Source organism: Nocardia brevicatena NBRC 12119, from assembly GCF_000308495.1.
Taxonomy (GTDB): Bacteria; Actinomycetota; Actinomycetes; order Mycobacteriales; family Mycobacteriaceae; genus Nocardia; species Nocardia brevicatena.
On the sequence record NZ_BAFU01000066.1, the window covers coordinates 81,158 to 105,251 of the forward strand.

The window sequence follows — 24,094 nt, forward strand, 5'->3', positions numbered from 1 at the left end:
AGAGAGCACCGGCCCGATCGGAAGGTAGGACACTTCATGGCACAGCCTTCTTCTCCGTCGACCTATACCGCTGTCCTCCTCCCCAACGGTGCGTTCGGACTCTCGGCGGCCCAGCGCGGGATCTGGTTCGCCCAGCACATCGCGGGCGATACTCCCATTTCCATCGCCCAGTACGTCGAACTGAGCGGTCCGGTCGATATGAATCTGCTCGAAGAGGCCTTCCGCCGCGCCGGTCGCGAATTCGGCACCGGATATCTGCGGCTCATGGAGGTGGACGGGCACCCGTTCCAGTTCGTCGACCTCACCCTGGAGGACAGGCGGCGCGTCATCGACCTGCGCGGCGAGCCCGATCCGGAGGCGGCCGCCCAGTCCTGGATGCGCGCCGAGTACACCGCACCGCTGGACCCGCTCACCGATCGCCTGGTGTGCGTGGTGATGCTGCGGGTCGGTGCCGAGCGCTGGTTCTTGTATTCGCGGATCCATCACCTCGTGCTGGACGGGATGGGCGCTCTTGTGCTGGTGCAGCGTACGGGCGAGCTCTACAACGCGGCGCTGGAAGGCCGGGAACCTCCGGACACCAGGGCCGACGAGCTGTCGAAGATCGTCGAGTCGGATATCGCCTATCGCGGCTCGCGACGCTTCACCTCCGACCGCGAGTACTGGCGTGAGCATCTGCGGGGTATGGCCGATCCGGTGAGCCTGGCCGGTCGCACCACCGAGGTGAACGCACATCCGAACCGGGTGTCGGGTGCGCTGTCCGACGAGACGGCCGCGCTGCTCGACTCGGTCGCGGCCGCGGTGTCCTCCGGTATCGCACCGACGATGGTGGCGGCATTCGGTGCGTACCTGTCCGCGATGACCGGCGCACCCGAGGTGTCGTTGAGTCTTCCGGTGTCGGCGCGCACCACCGCGAGCCTGCGCCGCTCCGGCGGAATGGTCGCCAATGTGGTTCCGCTGCGGCTGCGCCTATCGCCGACCACCACCGTGGGCGAGCTGATCCGCGCCGCACAGGGCGAGCTGACCGGCGCGCTGCGGCGGCAGCGTTATCGGCAGGAGGACATCATCCGCGATCTCGGGCTGCCGATGGACGAGAGGGCATCGTTCGGGCCGTCGGTGAACCTGATGATGGTGGACACCCGGGTCCAGTTCGGTTCCGTCACCGGACGGCTGCACGTATTGACCTCCGGGCCGATCGATGACCTGTTCGTCAACCTGTATCCGGGGGTGGGCGCGAACACCACCCATATCGATTTTCAGGGCAATCCGGACCTGTACAGCGATGAGGAATTGGCGGCGCAGCATCACCGGTTTCTGCGCTTTCTGCACCGGTTCCTGGAAGCGGGCCCACACGCGCCGCTGTCGACGGTATCGGTGTTGTCCGAGGACGAGTGGGCGGAGCTGGTGCCGATTTCCGGTCCCGCCGCGGACGAGATCCGAACGCTGCCGGAGATACTCGCGGCGGGCGCCGCGCGCGACCCGGACGCGCCGGCGCTTGTGAGCGGGTCGACCACGCTGAGCTACCGCCGGGTCGACGAGTACACGAACAGGCTGGCCCGGACGCTGATCGCCGCGGGCGCGGGACCGGAGCAGAGTATCGCGATTTCGATTCCCCGGTCGATCGAATCGGTGTCGGCGGCGATCGCGGTGATCAAGACCGGGGCGGCGTTCGTGCCGATCGACCCGAACTATCCGGCCGATCGCATCGAGCACATGGTCTGCGACAGCGGTGTGATCGCGGGGGTGGTCGTCGAGGCGACCCGGACCGTGTTACCGGATACGGTGCACCCGCTGATCTTGGACGATCCCGACACCGAACGGGCCGTGGCCAAACGGGACGCGTCCGCGATCACCGGTACCGAGCGCCGGTCCACTCTGCGACCGGACCATCCGGCGTATGTCATCTACACCTCGGGTTCGACCGGCCTGCCCAAGGGCGTGTCGGTATCGCATCGCGGGTTGGCGAACCTGACCGCGAGTATCGTGGCCGGCGCGGATGTCGACGCGGAGGCGGTGGTGGCGCACACGGCGTCGCCGAGTTTCGACGTCTCGGTCGAGGAGCTGCTGCTCGCGCTGTCCATCGGCGCCACTGTGGTGGTCGTTCCCCCGGCGGCGTATGCGGGCGAGGAGTTGGCGCGGGTGTTGCGCGCGCATCGGGTCACCCATCTGGATGTCACGCCGGCGGTCGCGGAATCGCTGGCTCCGGAGAGGGTGCCGCAGCTGCGCACGGTGATCGTCGGGAGCGACGCCTTCGCCCCGAAACTACTCGACATATGGGCCGGTCGCAGGCTGATCAACGCCTACGGACCGACCGAGACCTCGGTGACGGCCACCATCACCGAGCCACTCGCCCCCGACGAGGAGGTCTCCATCGGCTCTCCGGTGCGCGGCGCGACAGCGGTAGTGCTCGACCCGTGGCTGCGGCCGGTGCCGGTGGGCACGACCGGCGAACTGTATCTCGGCGGCCCCGGGACGGCCCGCGGCTACCACCGCCGCCCCGGGCTCACCGCCGAGCGTTTCGTCGCCGATCCCTATCGCCTCGGTGCCCGGATGTATCGGACCGGAGATCTGGTGCGGTGGCGCCGCCGCGCCGGCCGGTTGGAACTGGAATACCTGGGCCGTGGCGATTTTCAGGTGAAGGTGCGCGGTTTCCGGATCGAGCTCGGGGAGATCGACGCGGTCCTGCAACGGCATCCCGACGTGGACTTCTCGATCACGGTCGGCACCCCGGCCACGTCGGGTGCCACCGCGCTGGTGTCGTATGTCCTGCCCGCACCGGGAGCCGATATCGTGCCGGAGGGGTTGCGTGCCGCGGCCGGCGCGGCGCTGCCCGCCTTTATGGTGCCCGCGGCGGTCATGGTGTTGGACCGGATTCCGCTCACCCCGCTCGGGAAGGTGGACCGTACGGCGCTGCCGGCACCGGATTTCGGCGCCCGGGAGCCGGCGGGCCGGGCGCCTTCGACTCCACGCGAGAAAACCCTGGCCATGTTGTTCACCGAGGTGCTCGGACTGGAATCGGTGGGCGTCGACGAGAGTTTCTTCGCGCTCGGCGGCGACAGTATTGCCTCGATCCAGCTGGTGTCCCGGGCGAAGGCGGCCGGATTGGTGTTCGGTGCGCGGGATGTATTCGAACGCAAAACCGTGGCCGCGCTGGCCGAGGTGACGGGTGAGGCCGCCACGCCCGAGGTGCGGGAGCTGCCCGGCGGCGGGATCGGCGAGATCGAGCTCACCCCGGTCGTGCGGGCCATGCTCGACCGGGGAGATACCTGGCGACGGTTCGCTCAGGCCGTGCTGGTCGGGCTACCCCCGCGAACGGACCGGACGCACCTCGTCGCGGGGGTGCGGCGCCTGCTGGATCACCACGATCTGCTGCGCTCGTCGCTGCGACGCACCGGATACGACTGGAAATGGTTTGTCGCCGAACCGGGTTCGGTCGAGGCCGACGCGCTGGTGGAGGTGGTGCCCGGGGGTCCGGATATCGAGTCGACCTGCGAGCGCGAGGTGCGGCGCGCCGCCGATCTGCTCGATCCGGAGGCCGGTATCGTGGCGCGGTTCGTACTGATCGAACGAGCCGACGCCGATCCGCTGTGCTGGCTGGTACTGCACCGCCTGGTTACCGACGGTGTTTCCTGGAGAATCCTGCTGCCCGATCTGGCGACCGCGGTGAGCGCCCCCGATACCGGGGTCCTCGCACCTATCGGCACCTCGTTCCGGCGCTGGGCGAAAGGCCAGGTCGAGCATGCGCGCGAGCGAATCGGTGAACTGCCGGTCTGGCAGCGCGTCCTGGCGACACCCGACCGGCCGTACGGTTCGGCCGGCCTGGACCCGACGGTCGACACGGTGGCCACCATGGCACGGCGGCGCACCGTTCTCGCACCGGATCTCGCCGATACCGCGCTCACCACGATGCCCGACCGTTTCCACTGCGGCGCCGACGATGTCCTGCTCGCCGCGCTGGCCCTGGCCGTGGCACAGTGGCGCGGCCGTGACCGGATGCTGTTCACCCTGGAAGGGCACGGCCGCACCGACACCGTGGTACCGGGCGCCGATATCGCGCACACCGTGGGCCGGTTCGCCGGCGTGTATCCCGTGGCCATCGATCTCACCGGTATCGATACGACCGCCGCGTTCTCCGGTGGTGCCGCGGCGAGCGAGGCCGTCGAAACCGTCAAGGAGCAGTTGCGGTCGCTGCCGGACAAGGGCATCGGCTACGGCATGCTCCGCTACCTGTGCGCCGAGACCGCCGAAGCGCTCGCGGACGCGCCCACCCCCCAGCTGAGTTTCGACTACCGAGGCCGGGCGAGCGCCGGCAACCATTCCGTCGGGCCGTGGCTGCCGCGCCGCTTCGAGACCACCCAGGACGACCGGGCGCCACTGGCAGCCGTCGTCGATGTCGATGCCGTGCTCACCGACGCGGGCCTGGAGGTCACCTGGGCCTACGCCTCCCGACTTCTCGACGCCGCCGATATCGACGCACTGGCCGGGCTATGGGCCGACGCGGTGCGCGCACTCACCGAGCATGCGCGCACCCCGGACGCGGGCGGGTATACCCCGTCGGATTTCCCGCTGGTCCCGGTGACCCGGCAGCAGATCGACACCTGGGAACGCGAGTACCCGAATCTCGTGGACGTGTGGCCGCTGTCGCCGCTGCAGCACGGCCTGCTGTTCCACGCAATGTACGACCCGGATACCGCCGACGGCTATACGGTGCAGTCGCGGCTCACCCTCGCGGGTACCGTCGACCCGACCCGCCTGCGCGGGGCCGCCCAGGCGGTGGTCGACCGGTACGACAATCTGCGTGTCGCCTTCGTCGAAACCGCGGACGGCCCCCGGCAACTCGTCCTCGCCGCCGCCGAGATCGCCTGGCAGGACATGGATCTCACCGATATCACCGATCCCACGCTGCGCCGGCGGGAGCTCGACCGGATCATTGCCGCCGACGCGCGCACCCGTTTCGGACTCACCCGTCCCCCGCTGCTGCGCTGCACCCTCGTCCGCACCGAACCGCAGATCTACACCCTCATCCTCACCAACCATCACCTCGTCCTGGACGGCTGGTCGGCACCGCTGCTGGTCCGCGAACTGCTGACGCTGTACGCCACCGCGCACGACACCGTCGATACATCCGTGCTGCCGCCGGCGCGCTCCTACCGGGACTTCCTGGCCTGGCACAGCACCATCGACACCGCTGAGTCCCTGGCGGTGTGGACCGAATCGCTGGCCGGTGTCGACACCCCGACCCGCGCCCTACCCACCCCGGCCGGGGTCGAGGGCACCGGCACCGGAACGGTTTCCACCGACCTGCCGCACGCCACCGTCGCCCGGCTGGAATCCGCAGCCCGCGAGGCCGGCGCCACCGTCAACACCTTGGTTCAGGCGGGCTGGGCCATGGTGTTGTCCGTACTGACCGGCCGCACCGACGTGGTGTTCGGTTCGACGGTATCCGGCCGCCCACCGCAACTGGCGGGAGTCGAGGAGATGATCGGCCTATTCATCAACACCCTGCCGGTGCGCGTACGACTGGACCCGTGGGAGCGGGTGCGCGACCTGTTGGCGCGGGTACAGAGCGAACAGGCACGTCTACTGGATCACCAGCACATCGGGCTGGCCGCGATCCACCAGGCCGTCGGCCTCGCGGAACTGTTCGACACCCTGACCGTCGTCGAGTCGTACCCGATCGACCGTACCGCCCTGTCGGACGCGCTCGATATCGCGGGGATGCGGGTGTTCGACATCGACTGCACCGACGCCACACCGTATCCGCTGAGCCTCATGGTGATACCGCTGCGGGGCCGCGAGGGCCGCGACACCCTGCGAATCACGGTGAAATACCTGGTCGACCACCTGGACGACAACGCCGCCCGAACCCTGCTGGACCGTTTCGTGCGGATGCTGACCCAGTTCGCCGAGAACCCGGACAGCCCGGTGGCCCGGGTGCAGTCCTGCGACGACACCGAACGCACCGCGCTGCTACCGGTGCGCGGTGCGCCCTCGGGGCCGCCACGCACCCTGCCCGATATCCTCGCCGACGGCGCTCGGCTGGGTGGTGACGCCATCGCGGTCACATCCGACGGGTTCACCATGAGCTACACCGAGCTCGATGCCCGGTCCAACCGTTTCGCCCGGCTGCTGCTGCGACGCGGGATCAACCGCACGGTGTTCGTGGTGGTGGCGCTGCCCCGGTCGCCGGAGTCGGTGGTCGCGGTATGGGCGTTGGCCAAAACAGGGGCGGCGCTCATTCCGCTGGACCCGAAACACCCGGTGGAGCGGATCGAGCATATCCTCGCCGATTCGAAGGCACCCCTCGGTGTCACCGTCACCGCGATCGGCGAAACCCTACCCGGCACCGTCGACTGGTTGCTGCTCGACGATTTCGACACCATCCGCCGGATGATGGCCGTGTCCGACGCACCGCTCACCGACTCCGAACGCGGCGGGCCGATCGCACTCGATCAGGCCGCGTACCTGATCTACACCTCCGGTTCCACCGGTAAACCCAAGGCCGTACTGATCGGTCACCGCGGTGTGGCGAATCTCGTGCGGTGGCAACAGGAAACCCTGGACCTGGACCCGACCGCACGGATACTGCAGGTGGCCTCACCGGGATTCGACGCCTCGGTGTTCGAACTGCTCACCGCGCACGGCGTGGGCGGGCGGCTGGTGGTCGCGCCGCCGGACGTCTACGGCGGCGCCGACCTGGAACGGCTGCTACGCGCCGAACAGGTGACGCATGCGGTGATCACACCGTCGGCGCTGACCACCATGAACCCTGATGGACTGGATCGGCTGCGGGTGCTGTCGGTCGTGGGCGAGGCGGTATCTCCGGAACTGGTCGAACAATGGGCACGGGGCCGGCGCATGGTGAACCTGTACGGCCCCACCGAATTCGGTATCTGGGCGACCGGTCCGGCCGAACTCGCCGCGGGCGAGCCGATCACCATCGGCGGACCCGTCCGCGGCGCCGACGCCATGGTGCTCGACAGCTGGCTGCGTCCGGTGCCGGTAGGGATGGTCGGTGAGCTGTATCTGGCCGGGGCCGCCCTCGCGCGCGGCTATTTCAACCGTTATGCCCTGACGGCGGGACGTTTCGTCGCCGACCCGTACGGCACACCCGGTGAGCGGATGTACCGCACCGGCGATATGGCACGCTGGACCGTCGGCCGCGACGATACGCTCGAACTGGAGTACCTGGGACGCAGCGATTTCCAGGTCAAGATCCGCGGCCTGCGTATCGAACTCGGCGAGATCGACGCGGTGCTGTCGCAGGACGCACAGGTCGAGTACGCGGTGTCCGTCGGCCGGGCCGGGCCGACCGGGGAAACCGTGCTGGTGTCCTATGTGCTGCCGATCGACGGTGCGGCTGTGGATGCCGACCGGCTGCGCGAGCGGGTCGCCGCCGAACTGCCAGGATATATGGTGCCGAGCCATATCGTTGTCCTGGATTCCATTCCGCTCACCCCTGTCGGCAAACTGGACCGCGCCGCCCTCCCGGTACCGGATTTCACCGACACCCGCCGGCCCTATCTCGCACCGCGCACTCCGGTGGAGGAAACCGTCGCCGCCGTATTCGCCGAAGTGCTCGGCATCGAGCGGGTGAGCGCCGAGGAGTCGTTCTTCGAACTCGGCGGCAACTCCCTGAGCGCCACCCAGGTGATCGCCCGGGTGAATGCGGCCCTGGGCTCCATGGTCACCCTGCGCGATCTGTTCGACGCACCCACGGTCGCACGGCTGTCATCGCGGGTCCGGTCCGTCGGTGACGGCGGTACCGGCCACGTCGCGCTCGCTCCTCGGGTCCGCCCGGACCGGGTTCCGCTCTCCCCCGCCCAGCAGCGTATGTGGGTGCTCAACCGGATGGACCCGACCACCACCGCCTACAACATCGTGGTCCCGCTCCGGCTCACCGGCGAGCTCGATATGGCCGCTCTGCGCTCGGCTCTCTCCGATGTGGTGGGCCGGCACGAAACCCTGCGGACCGTCTACCCCGCGGATGCGGAGGGCCCGCACCAGGTGGTGATCGACACCGAAACCGCCGCACCGCGCGTCACCGTGGTCGACACCGCCGACGGCGCCCCGCTGCGCGCATGGGTCGATGCCCTGGCGGGCGCCGGTTTCGATATCACCGCCGAGCCTCCGCTCCGCGTCGGCGTATTCCGTCTCGGCACTTCCACCCACGGGACGACGGGGGCGGAGGCCCCGGCGACCGATGGCGTCCCAGTGCACGTCGTCGTCCTGGTGGTGCACCACATCAGTGCCGACGGGGCGTCCATGGTGCCGCTGGCCGCCGATCTGGTGGCCGCGTACTCCGAACGCGTATCCGGCGTCGGCACCACCCGTGTCCCGCTCACCGTGCAGTACGCCGATTTCGCACTCTGGCACCGTGAAGTCCTCGGCGAGGAGTCCGACCCGAACTCCCTCGCGGCACGGCAACTCCGGTTCTGGACCGACGCCCTCGCCGACGCACCGGAACTCCTGGAACTGCCCACCGACCGTCCGCGCCCGGCGGTGCAGTCCTTGCGCAGCGCCGATATCGGTTTCACGCTGGAGGCCGACCGGCATCGCGCTCTGGTGGAATTCGCGGCAGCGCACGGTATCAGCCTGTTCATGGTCGCGCACGCGGCGCTGGCGGCCCTGCTGGCCCGGTTGAGCGGCACCGGCGACGTGGTGATCGGCACCGCGGTCGCCGGACGTGGGGACCGGGCGCTGGACACGCTCGTCGGCATGTTCGTCAATACGCTGGCCTTGCGCACCCGGGTGGATCTCGACGCCGAGTTCGCCGAGTTCGCCGCCGCCGTGCGGTCGACGGACCTGGACGCGCTCTCCCATGCCGATATCCCGTTCGAACGGCTGGTGCAGGTGCTCGACCCGAATAGGTCGACGGCCCATCACCCGGTGTTCCAGGTATCGCTGAGTCTGCAGAAATTCATCGAACCAGAGTTCGAACTGCCGGGGCTGCGCATCGATATCGCGGATTTCGACCGAAGTTCCTCACCGTTCGATCTGATGCTGGACCTGCGCGAACATATTGTCGGCACCGAACCGGCCGGACTGGACGGCGTGCTCACCTACGCCACCGATCTCTTCGACGAGGCCACGGCGCTGTCACTGGTCGCCCGGTGGCGTCGCGTACTCGACGCCGTCTGCGCGAACCCGCGGGTGCGGCTCGCCGATATCGATATCCTCGACGATCTCGAACGCGCCACGCTCACCCCGGCGCGCGGTCCCCAAAGCGTCACGCCGACAACGCTCACCCAGGTGTTCGCCGGCGCCGCCGCCCGGTATCCGGACCGCCCGGCACTGGTCGTCGACGGGGATACGACGACCTACCGTGAACTCGATACCCGCGCGGGAGCGCTGGCCCGCCGGCTGTGTCGGGCGGGTATCGGCCCGGAATCGGTGGTGGCGCTCGGGCTGCCCCGTTCGGCCGAACTGCTCACCGGGATCTGGGCTGCGGCGAAGATCGGGGCGGCCTTCCTGACGGTCGACCCGAAACACCCGGTGGAACGGGTCGACCATATGCTCACCGACTCCGGCGCCGCGGTTGGCCTCACCCTCTCCGCCTACCGCCCGCTGCTGCCGGACAGCACACAGTGGATCGTGCTCGACGCCCGCGAGGCAGCCGAATACCGGTTCGGCGCCGAGGATTCGCCCGGGTACGGCGACGAACCGCCCACCCCGCCCCATCCCGACCACCCGGCGTGGCTCGTCTACACCTCCGGGTCGACCGGAACCCCCAAGGGTGTTTCGGTAAGCCATCGCGGTATCGCGGATCTGACCGTGGCGCAGCGCGAGCTGCTCCGCCTGGACGAATATTCCCGGGTATTGCACGTGGCCTCACCGAGTTTCGATGCCTCGGTCTTCGAGGAGATCATGGCGTTCGGCTCCGGCGCCGCTGCCGTGGTAGCGCCGCCGGAGATGTGCGGCGGTTACCCGCTCGCCGACCTGGTCCGCGCCGAGCGGGTAACCCATATGGTCATCACCCCGTCGGCGCTATCCACCCTGGACCCGGCCGAGGTGAGCGGTGTCCGGGTATTGGCGGTGGTCGGGGAGGCGGTGAGCACCGAACCGGTCGCGCGGTGGGCTATCGACCGTACGGTGGTCAACCTGTACGGACCGACCGAATCCACCATCTGGGCAACGGCTTCCGCGCCGCTGGTGGCCGGCGAACCGGTATCCATCGGTACCCCGATCCGAGGCACGTCCGTGCTGGTACTCGACGACCGGCTACATCCGGTGCCCGTCGGGGTGCCCGGTGAACTGTATCTCGCGGGCCCATCCCTGGCCCGCGGCTATCACGCGCGAGTCGACCTCACCGCCGACCGTTTCCTCGCGAATCCGTTCGGCGCGGCGGGCGAACGGATGTACCGCACGGGGGATCGGGTTCGGTGGACGCGCGGCGCCCGCGGTTTCCACCTGGACTACCTGGGGCGCACCGATTTCCAGGTGAAGGTCCGGGGCCGACGCATAGAACTCGGCGAGATCGACGCGGTGCTCGGTCGTCTCGAAGGTGTGGAGACCGCGGTGACCCTGGGTGTTCCCGGCCCCACCGGGGCGATGGCCCTGGCCGCCTATCTGGTGCGCGTCCCCGGCGCGGAACTCGATATCGCCCGGATCCGGTCCGCCGCCGCGGAAATCCTGCCCGATAATATGGTGCCGTCCGCGTTCACGGTCCTCGACGAGCTCCCCCGCAACACCGTCGGAAAGCTCGACCGTGACGCCCTTCCCCCACCGGTATTCCGCACCGACCGCGCGGAATACCGGGCTCCGGCGACACCGACCGAGCAGGCGCTGGCCGCCCTCGTGGGCGAACTCCTCGGCGTCGACCGGGTAGGTGCCGAGGATTCGTTCTTCGCGCTCGGCGGCGACAGTATCCTGGCCATCCAACTGGTGTCGCGAGCCCGGCAGCGGGGCATCCACTGCACGCCGCTGCAGGTTTTCGAACACCGCACGGTGGCCGCCCTCGCCGCCGCGGCCGATAACACCGGCCCCGCGCCGACCCTCGACGAACTGCCCGGCGGCGGTATCGGCGAATTCCCGCTCCCCCCGATCGGGCGCTACATGCTCGACCGCGGCGGCGACTACAACCGTTTCGCCCAGACCGCCGTCCTGGAACTGCCGATCGGTATCGAGTTCGATCGGCTCGTCACGACCCTGTCGGCCGTCGTCGACCGGCACGATATGCTCCGCGCCCGGCTGATCGTCGACGACGAGCCGCGGGTGTCGGTGCGCGAACCCGGTTCGGTCGATGTGGCGTCACTGGTGCACCGTGTCGAGTTCACGGCCGCCGACAGCATCGAATTGCGCGAATACGCGGCCGGTGAACTGGACACCGCCATGAACCGGCTCGATCCGGCCCAGGGCATCGTCGAGCAGTTCGTCTGGCTCGACCCGGTCGGCGATGCGGGTGCCCGGCACCGGCCGGGCCTGCTCATCGTGGTCGCGCACCATCTGGTGATCGACGGTGTCTCCTGGCGTATCCTGATCCCGGACCTGATCGCCGCTTGGGCTCAGGTATCGGCCGGCACCGAGCCCGTCCTCGCCGAGACCGGCACGTCGATGCGGCGCTGGGCGCATGCCCTCGTCGAGGAGGCACACAGCGAACGCCGGGTCGCCGAACTTGCCTACTGGCGCGATATCGTTGACGGTCCCGACCCGCTGGTCGGCTCCCGCGAACTCGAGCCGGCCGTGGACCGCACCGACACCCTGCGCACAGTCGAACGCGAAATACCCGGCGAGACCACCAAGACGCTGCTCACCACGCTGCCCGAGCTCACCGGAGGCACAGTGGACGATATCCTGCTCACTGCCCTGTCCTTGGCCCTCATACGCTGGCGTACCCCCGCGACGGGGCCGATAGAGGCCCCCGAACCCGGCGCGCTGATCCGGCTCGAAGGACACGGCCGCCAGGAGAACGTGGTTCCCGGCGCCGACCTGTCGCGCACTATCGGCTGGTTCACCAGCCTCTACCCGGCGCGGTTCGATCTCACCGGGATCGATATCGACGAAGCGCTCGCGGGCGGCCCGGCACTGGGCGAGGCCCTGTGCACGGTGCGTCGGCAACTGCGCGCGGTACCCGACAAGGGCATCGGTTTCGGCCTGCTGCGCTATCTGAACCCGGATGCCGCCATATGGCTGCCGGGCCGCCTGCCCGGACGGGTCGGCTTCAACTATCTCGGCCGTTTCTCAACCGGCGATATCCCCGCCGGTCTGGCGGGGCTCGGCTGGGTGCCGACCGACGAACTCGGCGATCTGCGCGCCGACGAATCCCCCGACGTACCGCTGCACACCGCTGTCGACGTGAACGCGGTGGTCATCGGTGACCGACTGCGGGCGGGTTTCGGCTATCCCGCGACCTTGCTCGACCGCGACGAGGTCACCGCCCTGGCCGACCTGTGGTCGGTCGCCCTCGCGGCCATGGCGGGGTTCGCCGAAACCGCGGCGGCACGGACGTTCACCCCGGACGAGCCGCCGGCGCACCGGGTGGCCACCGCGGAGACACTCGGCCGTACGGCGCTCGGCGCAGGCCCGGAACCCGCACCGAGCAGGCTCGGTCTGGACGTGGTGCTGCCCATCCGCCTCGGCGGCACCGCGCCCGCGTTGTTCTGCATTCACCCGTCCTCCGGTATGGCCTGGCCTTATCTCGGCCTCGCGAATACGCTGCGTCCCGGCCGCCCGATCTACGGCCTGCAGGCCCCCGGTCTGAGCGGCCACGAATCACCGGGTTCGATCGGGGAATTTGCCGCATGTTACGTGCGGGAGATCCGCACCCTCCAGCCGACGGGCCCCTACCATCTGCTGGGCTGGTCGTTCGGCGGGCTCATCGCCCACGCCGTCGCCGATGAACTCGAACGGTCGGGCGCCGAAGTGGGCGTGGTCGCCCTCTTGGACACCGATACCGCCGATATCGACGGCGACAGCATCGAACGGCTCACCCCGGCGGCGTTCGTCAACACCTTCGGCTCGATATTCGATATCCCCAGCGTCCCGCCGGAGGCCACCGCGCACGAGACCACGGAACTGATCCGGGAGCACCTCGGCGGGGTGGCGCTGATCGACGCCGAAGCCCTCGAGCGGATGGCCGTATCCTATAACGCGTCCGCACGCACCCGGACCGGCTATCGGCGTCCGGTGTTCGACGGCGATATCGTGTATTTCCACGCAACTGTGAACAGCTCCCCCATTTTCACGCCTTACGGCTGGCGGCGGTACGTCACCGGCCTGATCCACAATCACGAGATCGACGTCGCCCACGACGAACTGGCCACACCCACTGTCCTGCCGATCATCGCGCGGATCCTCGACGAATACCTGGGAGACGAAGTATGAGTTCGGAAAACGGTGTCATCGTCGCCGGAATCGAGAAATCATTCGGCGCCGTGCAAGCGCTGCGTGGCGTGGATTTCACGGCGGAACCGGGCGAAGTGCTCGGTATACTCGGCCCGAACGGCGCGGGCAAGACCACCGTCGTGAATATTCTGTCCACCCTTATCGCCCCCGACGCCGGCCGCGCGATCGTCGCCGGACACGATGTGGTCGCCGATCCCGCCGCGGTGCGTCGGTCGATCATGCTCACCGGTCAATACGCCGCACTCGACGATATGCTCACCGGTCACGCGAATCTGGTGATGTTCGGCCGGCTGATGGGCCTGCGCAAACGCGCCGCCCGCGTCCGCGCCGACGAACTTATCGCCGAATTCGACCTGGAACACGACGCGCACCGCCCGGTGGGCACCTATTCGGGCGGTATGCGCCGGCGGATCGATATCGCGTGCGGGCTCGTGGTCCGCCCGGATGTGGTGTTTCTCGACGAGCCCACGACAGGTCTCGACCCGCGCAGCCGGCAAGGGGTGTGGGATCTGGTGGGCGGTTTCAAGAAGGCCGGTATCACCACTTTGCTGACCACCCAGTATCTGGAGGAGGCGGACGCCCTCAGCGACCGCGTCATCGTTATCGACCACGGCCTGGTGATCGCCCAGGGCACCGCCGACGAACTCAAATCGAGTACCGGCGACAGCTACTGTGAGATGGTCCCGCGGACTCTCACGGACCTGCCCGCCATCGCCGCGGCATTGGGTGCGCTGCTTCCGGACGAATACCGGACGGCGCTGGGCCCCGAGTCCGATCGGATCACCATCCCGGCACCCGATGGCGCTGTCACCCTGGCCGAGGCACTGCGCCGGCTCGACAGCGCCGGAGTGGAACTGATCGATATCGCCTTGCGCAGACCGTCGCTCGACGATGTCTTTCTCCACCTCACCGGGCGTATGGCGAGCGGTACGAAAACGGCGGACACGTCGACCGACACCGCCACACCCGACGACGCTTCTCCGCTGCAGCGTCCCGCGCAGCGGTCGGTGACGCGATGACCACGGCGGTCTGGTTGGCCCAGACACGGGCAGCCCCGGCGCGGGCCCAGCAGTGGTGGGTCCTCACCGCCCGCCTGATCATCCCCGCGGTGCGGTCCGGCGAGGTGTTGACCTCGGTCCTGGCGCCCGCCGCCTTCACCGCCAGTTTCTATATTCCACTGAAAACGATCATGACCTTCTCCGGCACCGGTTTCAGCAGTTACGGGCAGTTCATGATGCCGCTGGTGGTCCTGCAGGCGGCGGCGTTCACCTCGATATCGGCCGCCTTCCGGGCCGCCACCGACGCGGTCGCCGGTATCAACCGCCGCTTCGGCGCCATGCCGATCGGCCCGCTCGTCCCCACCGCGGCCCGCATGTCCGGTAATGTCTTCCGGCTGCTGATCTCCCTGAGCGCCGCCCTGGTCTGCGGGCATGTCATCGGTTTCCGTTTCTACCTCGATACCTGGCACACCCTCGGATTCCTGCTGCTGGCCCTGCTCATCGGGGCCGGGTTCACCCTGGGTGCGGATGTGCTCGGCACCCTGTCCCGCAGCCCGGAGGGCACCTCCGAGGCGCTGGTGCTGCCACCGTTGATCTTCGGCATGCTGTCGACGGGGCTGGCCCCGGTACACCAGTTCCCGTCCTGGGTGCAGCCGTTCGTCCGCAACCAGCCGGTGTCCCAGTTCGCCGCCGGGCTGCGTGCCCTGGCCGGGGACGCCCCACCCTATGCCGGACACGTCACGTGGTCGCTGATGCTTCCACCGCTGGCCTGGGCGCTGGGGGCGATCGCCGTCTATATCCCGATTTCGCTTCGTCTCGGCTCGAGGAGGCTCTGATGCCGCCCACCGCCATTACGGCCGAGCCGGCGACCACGGCTCGAAACGTTTCGGAGCATTCGGGGTTTGCGTTCGTACTGCACACCATGATCCAGACCCAACGCCTGCTGTACCGCTGGGTCCGCAGCCCGGTCACCCTACTGGAGGCGCTGATCATCCCGTGCCTGCTGCTGCTCATCGTGGACACCGTGGTCGGCAACCAGATCAGCCGGTTCACCGGTGAGGACGCCCTCTTCGGTTCGGTGCCGATGGTCGCCCTCGTGGGCGCGCTCGCCGGGGCGGTGGCGAGCGGGGTGCTGCTCGGCCGGGAACGCGAGGCGGGCCTGCTCGCCCGGTTCTGGGTGCTGCCGGTGCACCGCGCCTCCGGTCTCGCGGCCCGTGTCCTCGCCGAGGGCTGCCGGATTCTCGTGGGCACTCTCGCCGTCGTCACGGTCGGCTTCCTGCTCGGGTTCCGGTTCGAACGCGGCGTGGCGGCCACGCTCGCCTTCTTGGGCATCCCGATCCTGTTCGGCCTGGCCTTCGCCACCCTCGTCACCGCCGTCGCCGTCTACACCGCCAAATCCGGATTGGTGGAGGGCATCACCCTCCTGACCTCGCTGATGATGTTCTTCAGTACCGGGTTCGTCCCCCTCGCCGCCTACCCGAACTGGATCCGTCCCGTGGTCGGCAACCAGCCCCTGTCGGTGGCGGTCGACGCCATGCGCGCCCTCGCCTACGACGGCCCCCTGGCCCGGCCGCTCACTCTCACCCTGCTCTGGTCGCTCGGGGCCCTCGCCGTGTTCACCGTTCCGGCCGCCATCGGCTACCGCCGCGCGAGCCGCCGCTGACCCGCGGAGCGGCTCTCGACGTGAGCGGCAGGCCGCCGCCAACGGGCACGGGTGCTCACCCACGCACTCCACCACTTCGGACCGGCCCTCCAGGCCGCGCACGACCTGCCCGGCGGTGGCCGTGCGACCACGCTCGGTGAGGAAGATCCCACCGGTGCGCCCGCGATGGGAATCCACCAGCCCCAGCTCGACCAGTTCGGTCACCGCTTTGGCGATGTAGTGCTCCGACGCGATCACCTGTCGGGCAACCGGCTCGACGGTGACCCGCTCCACCGCGACCCCACTGACGGCCAGACGCATCATCACGCGCAGACCGAGGTCGGTGAACGGGACAGATGCATGAGAGCACCCTAATGAATTCGGTGTACCTAAGACGGATTTTGCTCACGGGCGGTGCGGTGAGCGAACGCCCGCACCCACCTCCGAACTGAGAAACGCAGGGTTTTCCCTACATTGCGCGCAAAGGTCTTCACATCGAAGAGAGGAAAAGTTATCAATGAGGCTTGTCCCCCTCGGTGCTCCGAGCCACCGACGCAGTGTAGAAGTCCCGCATGTCACCTGTCCCCCTGTCCTCACCGATCCCCGCGCGTCGGCACATCGAGATCCGGCAGCCCGAGATGCACCCCGCCCGCCCCGCGATCGCGGAGGTGGACGGCCGCATCGGTGAGTACCGCATGGGCACCCGGCGATCCCCCCGACCCGATCATGTGACCAGAGAGCGTCCCCTATGAGCAGTACCCGTTTGATAACCGCGGCCCTGTGCGCCGCCGCCGGATCGACCGCGTTATGGGGTTGGCGCTCGTACCGCACACCCTCCCGGGTCCCGTCGGGTTACACGGCCGCGCCACTGGTGCTCGAGGGGGCGGACGCGATTCCGTTTATCGGCGTCGTGAACCGGCTGCGCAATGTGGTGACCCGTCCCGTGGACATGGTGCACGACGCGGCACGGTCACACGGCGCGGTGTTCACCATCCGCATTCCGACCCGGTTCGACCTGACCTATCTGCTGGATCGGTCCGCATACGACATGGTGCTCTCGCTACCGGCCGACCACGCGGCGATGGGGCCGGTGTTCGGCAATGTCCCCACCGTGGGCTTCTGGTTCCCCCGGCGGTTCGACGACCATGATTCCCTGCAGGAGTTGGCGCTCACCGGCAGACGGATCATGGCCGGCCTCGTCTCCCCGCAGCGGCTCGCCGACCTGGAGCCCTTGACCAAAACCGTCATGCACGCGCACATGGGCCGTTGGTCCGGCACCGTCGACCTCGCTCGCGCACTGCATCCGGCGATCTACGAGATATCGGGCCGCTTCTTCACGGGCGACGAGTTCTGGGATCGCTACGGTGCCGACATCACCCCCGCCCTCCGGGCCATCGCCGACGGTATCGACGTTCCGCGCGCGACACTCGCGGTGACTCCCTGGAAACTGTTCATGCCGGAGTTCCATGGAACCCGCCGACTGGTGCGCGTCCTGCGGGATGCCGACCGCCATATGCCGGATTCACCGCTTTTCCAGGCCATTCGGAAGGCGGGAATCCATGAGCAGGATGTGCTGTGGATGGCGATGTACATCCTGTGGAACGCCGTCACCTACCCGGGCAGCTACGGTTTGTGGACACTCGTGGACATCGTGAGCGAACCCCGCGTCCGCGATGCCGTGCTGAACTCCACCGACCGTACGACGTACCTGAGTTGGTGTCTGTGGGAGACGATTCGGCTCAATCCGGTGTCGTCTCTCGTCCGCGCGTTGCACGAACCGCTGGTCTACGAACGCGAGGATATCCGGTACTACCTTCCGGCCGGGACGATCGTCGGCGTGGCGCCGTCACTGCTCAACCGTGACCCGGCGATATGGAGCGAACCCGACTCCTACCGGCCCGAACGGTTCCGCGACATGCCCAATCCGCGCCGCGCGCTGTTCGGTGCCGGGCCGTTCGGGTGCGTCGCGACGGAGTTCTCCCGGCTGCTCGTGGCCGGTGTATGCGAGGAGATCCTCGACAACGACTCGGTCCGACTGCTCGGCGATCTGCCGCAACGTCGCTGCCGCGTCCACCTCACCTATCCATCGGGACCCGTGCACACTCTGCTCACACCCGTCGGCGAGACTCAATGAGCCGAGCGGCATTCGACCTGGCGGTCTATATCGCGGCCGAACCCGCGGCCGTCAGGGAAGTCCTGGTGGACATCGACGGATACACGCGAATCCATCCGCTGGTCACCAGGGTGGACCGGTTGCCCGCGACCACCTCGTCCGCGGATTCGGGGACGGATCGCTACCGGGTCCACGACCGCATGAAACTCGGTTCCCTGACGGTCTCTTTCGCCTATCGCGTGGATATAGCGGTCACCGAGACGGGAGACATCGTCTCCGATTCCTACCGTTTTCCGGGTATCCGTCTGCACCATGTCACCACGTGCAGGCCCGAGAAGGAAGGCTCGCTCGTCTACGAGCACGTCGATATCGTGGCTCCCCGCCCGCTGGTGGCGACGGTTCACCGGAAGGGACTCCACGCGCATCGCATCATGTTCGGGCAGCTGAAAGCCATCCTGGAGAACGGATAGATGTACGAGGCTGTGACATATTCACAACGAGGCCTGCCGTCCTCGCCGGATATCGAAACCACTTTTGGGGGAACGCGGTTCGGCGTGTTGGACCGGCAGGTCCCCGACGGTCGGATCGACCGTGTGCAGTGGCCGACACCCCCACCCGCGGGCAGCCGCGCAGGCAGGCGTCAGGTGAGTCGGGTCGGTGCGGTGGGCGAATTTTTCGGGTTACCGATCCAGGTACTGGACCGGACATGCTCGATCGGTGACGCGGCGTTCTGCCACGCTCGGATCGAAACCGACGAATTCTTCCTGGCAGGCAAGCCCGCGCCGGTGTCCCGGTTCGCCGGCCCGATCACAGTGGTCACCGGGTCCTGTCTCCTCCCTTATGGCACCGTACGCTGGTATACGGCCGACGGTGACACGGTGCCGTATCGAGACGTGTTCGAGGCCGGGGCGCCGCTGGCAGGAGTTGTCGCCGACGAGTGCCTGTCGCTGTACGAGGCCGAAACCGTCCTGCGGCTCAGCAGGGTCATCACCCGACTGGGGCTCGCGCACCAGGTGGTGCTCGATGTGCCGCGTGAGCAGTACTACCTGACCATAGCGGCGATTCGGGCGCGACGGGAGGTATCGGCGGAGACCGCCGCGGCATGGTGTGAACTGGTCGATCGGCGTCACCGGCTGCTGGTCCACGCCTTCCGGGTGGCGTTGGGCGTCAATGCCCCGGTAGCGCTCGCCCTCAGCGGTGTCGGCGAGTTGTTACGGGAGTCGACCGTGACCGCCGCTCCCATAGACCTGCGCTCTGTGCACGAGATGTTGCGGGGGCCCGAGCCGATGTGGCGTCTGCTCGGACCCGCCGCCGACCTACACGATCTGCAGATCCTCTCCTATGTCGCGACGCTGCTGCCTCGGCCGGGGCAGGCGACGCTGATGGTGGACAGCCCCTCCGAACGCAAGCTGGTTCGACGTGCCCGCGAGTTTTCGCCCAACGCTCCTCTGGCGGCCCTGTTCGCCATGGAGCAGTTCCGGGTGGCGGGGAGGGGCCCGTTCCAAAACCTCTACTACGGAGATATCGGCCGGGTCTTCCACGACGAGGCCGGGAACTCGTTCGACACCGCGGGCCTGCTGGCAGCTGCCGGTGTGCGACCACGATCGCATCGGCTCGCCGAGGTGCTGTTCGGCGGCCACGACCCGGAAGGTCGATGCGGATGCGTTGTCGACGGGCAAGGTCCCACCGAGGCCGGGGTGTTGTCGTGCGGTTCGGGCAACGCCCCATAACCGAACCGAGCGCACTTCCGCCACCGGCTCCGTCGTGATGTACCCGCCGGGCTCGTGGATGGGCGCGAGGGGCACGGGACCACCCCGTGACCCCGGCCGGGGAGGTTATGGCGCAGCCCGCAATACAGCGCGCGCTTCCATCAGTGCGAACCCGAGCAGATTCAGCCCCTGCCACCGAGTCGGGTCCTCGGCACGTGGATCCTCGGCCGTCAGGCCGATACCCCAGATCCGGTCCACTGGACTGGCTTCCGCCAGCACGCGGTCGGCGGTGTGCACGAGGAAGTGTCGGAGCTCTTCGTGCCGACCGAATTTGGCGATGTTTCCGGCGACCACGATTTCGTAGCGGTGTGCCTCCCAGAGCGATTCGTCGAATCCGCTGATCCGGCGGCCCAGGGACTTGGCCTCTCCGGGGTGCGCGGCCGCCCGCACCTGTTCGGCGACCTCCAGATCCCCGAACAACATCGCCTTCCGCCACATCATGTAGTGCTCCGCCGTGCGGAAGGACACTCCGTCGACGGTGAATTCCGCCGGCCACCACTGGCTCAGGCGGCCGGCCCCGATCGTCCCGTCCCTGCGGGGACGATGCCCCCAGAACAGCAGATATTTGACTCGCTCCCCGTTGGCCAGAACGTCGATCAGCTCGGTGACACTACGCGCCCGCATCCCGGTAAGTCTGCCCGGCTGTCGCCCCGACCGCACTCGGATTCTCGCCGGTGCCGGCCGACTGTGGGCGAGGGTTTCCGATCCGGGCCGCGCGGCCGATGCCTCCGGTCGCTTCCTCTTCGCCACGGCATAGTGTGTCGTCGGTCTCTGTTCAGCGAATCAGGCCCGGGCACGTGGTCCCTCGGGGCTTGTGAGATTGCTCGCCGGTTCTGTGTGGGCGTTTGGTCTCTTCGGCGCGAACCTGGCCGAGATGTTCTGGAGGAACGAGTTTTACGATGTCCTGACGTGAGGTGACCATGAGTTTCCGGAAGATCGTTGCCATTTGTGCGTCGACCGTTCGGGAGGAGGTACCTCGACGGACCGCGATGGCGGGGTTGGTCCATCCCGCTGCGGCCAAGATCGCGACCTCGCGTTCGGCGGCCGAGAGTTCCTCCCACCGTGACGGGGCGTTCTTCCTGGCGGGGTGGTCTATCGCCATCTTCTCGATGGACAGTGTGCCCAGCGCCAATGCATGCACCTCGCCGAGTTCGGAACGCAACAAGGAACCCTGCCGGTAGGCGGTCGCGAACGCCTCCTGCCCCAGCACTCGGCGGCAGACCTCTATGGTCTTGTTCATTTCGGCGGCGATGAGCGCCAGATCACCGAAATTGATACCCGGCCCCACGTACAGCACCGCAGCACCTCCGACGAGTCGAGCGGTCTCGGTCGCCTGTTTCTCGAGCTCGGCCGGGTTCGCGTTCCCGGCGGCGATCGAATTGCTGATGATCTGAGCCCGTGCACGGTGCAGAATGTGTAGCGCGAACGCCCCACCCCACTCATCACGCGCGTCCACCTGGAAGGCCAGTGCCGAGCGACCGACGGTCAACGCTTCGGCGGGATCGCCATATTTGGTCAACGCGACCGCTCGAGCCAACTGGGCCCATATCTTCGCCAACCCGGCTTCAGACCTGGTGGCATGATCGAGGTGACGCTGGGTGATTTCCAAGGCCTGCCGTGCGGTGCCGAGGAAACCGGCGGCCAGTGCCTCGTAGAGCTCGCTCCTCCCCTCCCCACCGCGATCACCGAGGGTGCCGAATTTTTCGCGGGCCCGTTGCAGCACGGTGATGGCTCTCGGGTCGCGGTGGGCCATCAGCAGTTTCGTTCCCCACAGGAATTCGACAGCGGCGGACAGGCCGATATCGCTTTCCGGGTGCTGCCGCCAACCGCGCTCTGCGTCCGGATCGTCGATGCAGGCGGCCATGCATTCGTCGAGTATCCGGTCGGTGTCTTCGTTCCGACCCTGCAGTACGGAAAGCCACCCGAGCGTGGTCATGGCGGCTATTTGAAGTTCGGTCGGCTGTACGTCCAGGGCACGGGTCCCCTGTAGTGTGCGCTCGATCCATCGACGCATTTCCCGGGGGGAGCCCTTGATGATCGGCAGGGCGACCAGTCCTGCGGCGATTTCTAAACCCACTTGCGGCTCGTCGGAAGTAAGACTTTTCTCGATCGCGGTCACGATATTGTCCCAAGCCGTGCGAGCTCCCCAAATATCTTGACCCGAGCTGAACCATTCGACCTGTGCTTTTACGACTTTATCCCGGTAATAACGGCGGTGGCGGCGCTCGAGCCGCGCCGTTTCATCTACTTGGTCGGTAGAACGTTCCTCCAGCCGTTGCGCGGCGAAAATTCTAATACTCTCCAGTAGGGAATAACGCACCATCGTCGGGGTGATATGAGCCGCCACCAGCGACTGGTCCACCAACCCCTCGAGCAGGCCCTCTATTTCCTGTCGTGTCAGGTGTAGGCCCCGGTCATCGTCGGGTGGGACACCCTCATCGTCCGCACACACCACCTCGATGGCTTCCAACCCGGCACCGATATCGGAAAGGGAGTCGGTGCCATCCTCGGGATTGGTGTCGTAGCCGGCGGCGAAAACGGACATCCGGTCCAATAAGAGCTGTTCTTTGGCCGAACACAGATCGTAGGACCAGGCGATGACATCACGGATCCCCTGATGGCGTGGGTCGGCTCCCACCCGTGGCCCATGGGACCAATCCATCCGCCTGTCGGTGGCCTCACCACTCAATTCCCGAGCGATCGCCGCCAACGGCCGGTGAAGTAGCCGGGCGGCCGCCAAGCGAATATACAGCGGGTTGCTGTGCGCGTGTCGACAGATCAGATCGGCCATCTCGGCCTGGCGGGTGTCGGTTAGCGGATGACCGGTGAGTTCGGCGCGCCACCGGAACAAGGCGACGGCCTGGCGCTGCGACAACGGCGGAACCACGACGACATGCTCATCGACCCACCTTATGGGGTGGCGACTGGTCGCCAAGATGGTCAAACCCGGCACCGCTTCCGTCAACTCCATGATCAGCTCACCGACAGCGTCCAGAACATGTTCGCAGTTGTCCAACACCAGCAACGTCTGCAGATCCCGTCCAACCTCATCGGTGCTGGTCAACGCATCGACCAACGCATCCCAGGACGAGCGGTCCGCGACATCGGGAGCAACGACCGAACGGGTGACCTCGTCCTCGACGGCGGCCATATCGGCACCTTTGGCCAGTCGGGCCAATCGCGCCCAATACACCGGTCTGTGCGTGGCCCTCCCGAATCGACGACCGGCCTCCGTGGCGAGCCGTGTCTTTCCGATACCCCCGGGACCGATCAAGGTGATCAACCGGGCGGAACCGGTCAGCAGGGCACCGATCCGGTCCAACTCCGGATCACGTCCGATGAAGTCGTCCATGGCAGGTATCTGATCTCCACGCCGCCCGGAACCTGTCATCATGCCACCCCAGCTTAGCCACACCTCCGAGTTTCGCCGGCGGCGGTCCCGTACCTGTCGGCGCCCGGCCCGAAATCCGGAGGGGCGGGCCGAGCCCGGCCGACCACGCCCAAACCCGGGGTGACTCGGCCGGTATCGGTCGGCCGACCGGGCTTTTCTGCCGAACGCGACCGATTCGGCGAATTGCCGCCAATCGACTTGACGAGCGGCGGACCGGGATGTCATTATCGAAATGGGAAGACACCGAGAAATCGGTTGTCTATTTTTTCACGCCCTCGACATCTGTTGATTTTGGGTGTAATTTCAGACATCGCGCCGGGTCGCGTGCTGTCCAGCTCTCGAAATACGAAATGACTGTGGAAGGGCACTTTCTGCGTGTCGCTTCCACCCGTTGGTGTCGAGTTGCGTTCGGTCAGTGTCCAGCACGGTGCGCAATCCGCAATACCGGCCACAGGACAAGCAGATATCGTGACCGCCGCGCGTATGCGTGGGCGGCGCGAGGTGCTGGAAGGACGCATCTTGGCAGTCTCGAGTCAGACCCAGGTCAATGCCGCGATACCCGTAGATACCGGGGTTCCCGGAGCACCGAAGCGGGTCTCTTTCGCCACACTCCGTGAGCCACTGGCTGTTCCGGGGTTGCTGAATGTCCAGACCGAGTCGTTCGAATGGTTGATCGGTGCGCCTGCCTGGCGCGAACGAGCAGCGGCGCGCGGCGACTCGCTCGCGAGTGGACTGGAGGAGATACTCGAGGAGCTCTCCCCCATCGAGGACTTCGCCGCGACGATGTCGTTGACGCTGTCCGAACCCCGCTTCGAGGAGGTCAAAGCCTCCATCGAGGAA

The 24,094-nt window shown here is 67.5% G+C and carries 11 protein-coding genes and 1 pseudogene; 9 read left to right on the forward strand and 3 right to left on the reverse strand.

Going from position 1 to position 24,094, the window contains the following annotated elements; all coding sequences use genetic code 11:
- Positions 1–36 precede the first annotated feature (36 nt).
- Genes ON20_RS18005 through ON20_RS18020 form a run of 4 tightly spaced genes read left to right on the forward strand, consistent with a single transcriptional unit; the run spans position 37 to position 16,002 of the window.
- Positions 37–13,320, forward strand: a complete 13,284-nt coding sequence (locus tag ON20_RS18005; protein ID WP_040836998.1) for a non-ribosomal peptide synthetase — start codon at positions 37–39, stop codon at positions 13,318–13,320.
- A complete protein-coding gene (locus tag ON20_RS18010) occupies positions 13,317–14,360 on the forward strand; it encodes an ATP-binding cassette domain-containing protein (protein WP_083865016.1) in 1,044 nt (347 codons plus the stop codon). The genes ON20_RS18005 and ON20_RS18010 overlap by 4 nt, the downstream gene beginning before the upstream one ends.
- Positions 14,357–15,175, forward strand: coding sequence for an ABC-2 transporter permease (locus tag ON20_RS18015; RefSeq protein WP_040837000.1), 819 nt, complete (start codon positions 14,357–14,359; stop codon positions 15,173–15,175). Before ON20_RS18010 ends, ON20_RS18015 begins: the two co-directional genes overlap by 4 nt.
- A complete protein-coding gene (locus tag ON20_RS18020) occupies positions 15,175–16,002 on the forward strand; it encodes an ABC transporter permease (protein ID WP_040837002.1) in 828 nt (275 codons plus the stop codon). Before ON20_RS18015 ends, ON20_RS18020 begins: the two co-directional genes overlap by 1 nt.
- Before the next feature lie 27 nt (positions 16,003–16,029).
- Here the strand turns inward: ON20_RS18020 and ON20_RS34545 are convergent.
- Positions 16,030–16,314, reverse strand: a pseudogene (locus ON20_RS34545) (RrF2 family transcriptional regulator); the annotation flags it as partial.
- Between the two features lie 239 nt (positions 16,315–16,553).
- Here ON20_RS34545 and ON20_RS36495 point away from each other — a divergent pair.
- From ON20_RS36495 to ON20_RS18040, 4 genes are read left to right on the forward strand one after another with little or no spacing between them, the layout of a single operon-like run.
- Positions 16,554–16,733 (forward strand): hypothetical protein, encoded by a 180-nt coding sequence (locus tag ON20_RS36495; protein WP_157228881.1) that lies wholly within the window; start codon positions 16,554–16,556, stop codon positions 16,731–16,733.
- A complete protein-coding gene (locus ON20_RS18030; protein ID WP_040837004.1) occupies positions 16,730–18,115 on the forward strand; it encodes a cytochrome P450 in 1,386 nt (461 codons plus the stop codon). Before ON20_RS36495 ends, ON20_RS18030 begins: the two co-directional genes overlap by 4 nt.
- A complete protein-coding gene (locus tag ON20_RS18035; RefSeq protein WP_040837005.1) occupies positions 18,112–18,564 on the forward strand; it encodes an SRPBCC family protein in 453 nt (150 codons plus the stop codon). Before ON20_RS18030 ends, ON20_RS18035 begins: the two co-directional genes overlap by 4 nt.
- Before the next feature lie 12 nt (positions 18,565–18,576).
- Positions 18,577–19,824: a hypothetical protein gene (locus tag ON20_RS18040; protein WP_218002543.1), complete on the forward strand. Its 1,248-nt coding sequence runs from the start codon at positions 18,577–18,579 to the stop codon at positions 19,822–19,824.
- Positions 19,825–19,929: 105 nt separating this feature from the next.
- Here the strand turns inward: ON20_RS18040 and ybiA are convergent, their stop codons facing one another.
- Positions 19,930–20,487: a riboflavin biosynthesis intermediates N-glycosidase gene (ybiA, locus tag ON20_RS18045; protein ID WP_040837007.1), complete on the reverse strand. Its 558-nt coding sequence runs from the start codon at positions 20,485–20,487 to the stop codon at positions 19,930–19,932.
- Positions 20,488–20,638: 151 nt separating this feature from the next.
- Complete coding sequence (locus ON20_RS18050; RefSeq protein ID WP_218002544.1) at positions 20,639–23,257, reverse strand: LuxR C-terminal-related transcriptional regulator; 2,619 nt, start codon at positions 23,255–23,257, stop codon at positions 20,639–20,641.
- Positions 23,258–23,755: 498 nt separating this feature from the next.
- Between ON20_RS18050 and ON20_RS18055 the strand changes: the two genes are divergently transcribed.
- Positions 23,756–24,094: hypothetical protein (locus tag ON20_RS18055; protein ID WP_245547301.1), on the forward strand; the 339-nt coding region annotated here is incomplete at its 3' end.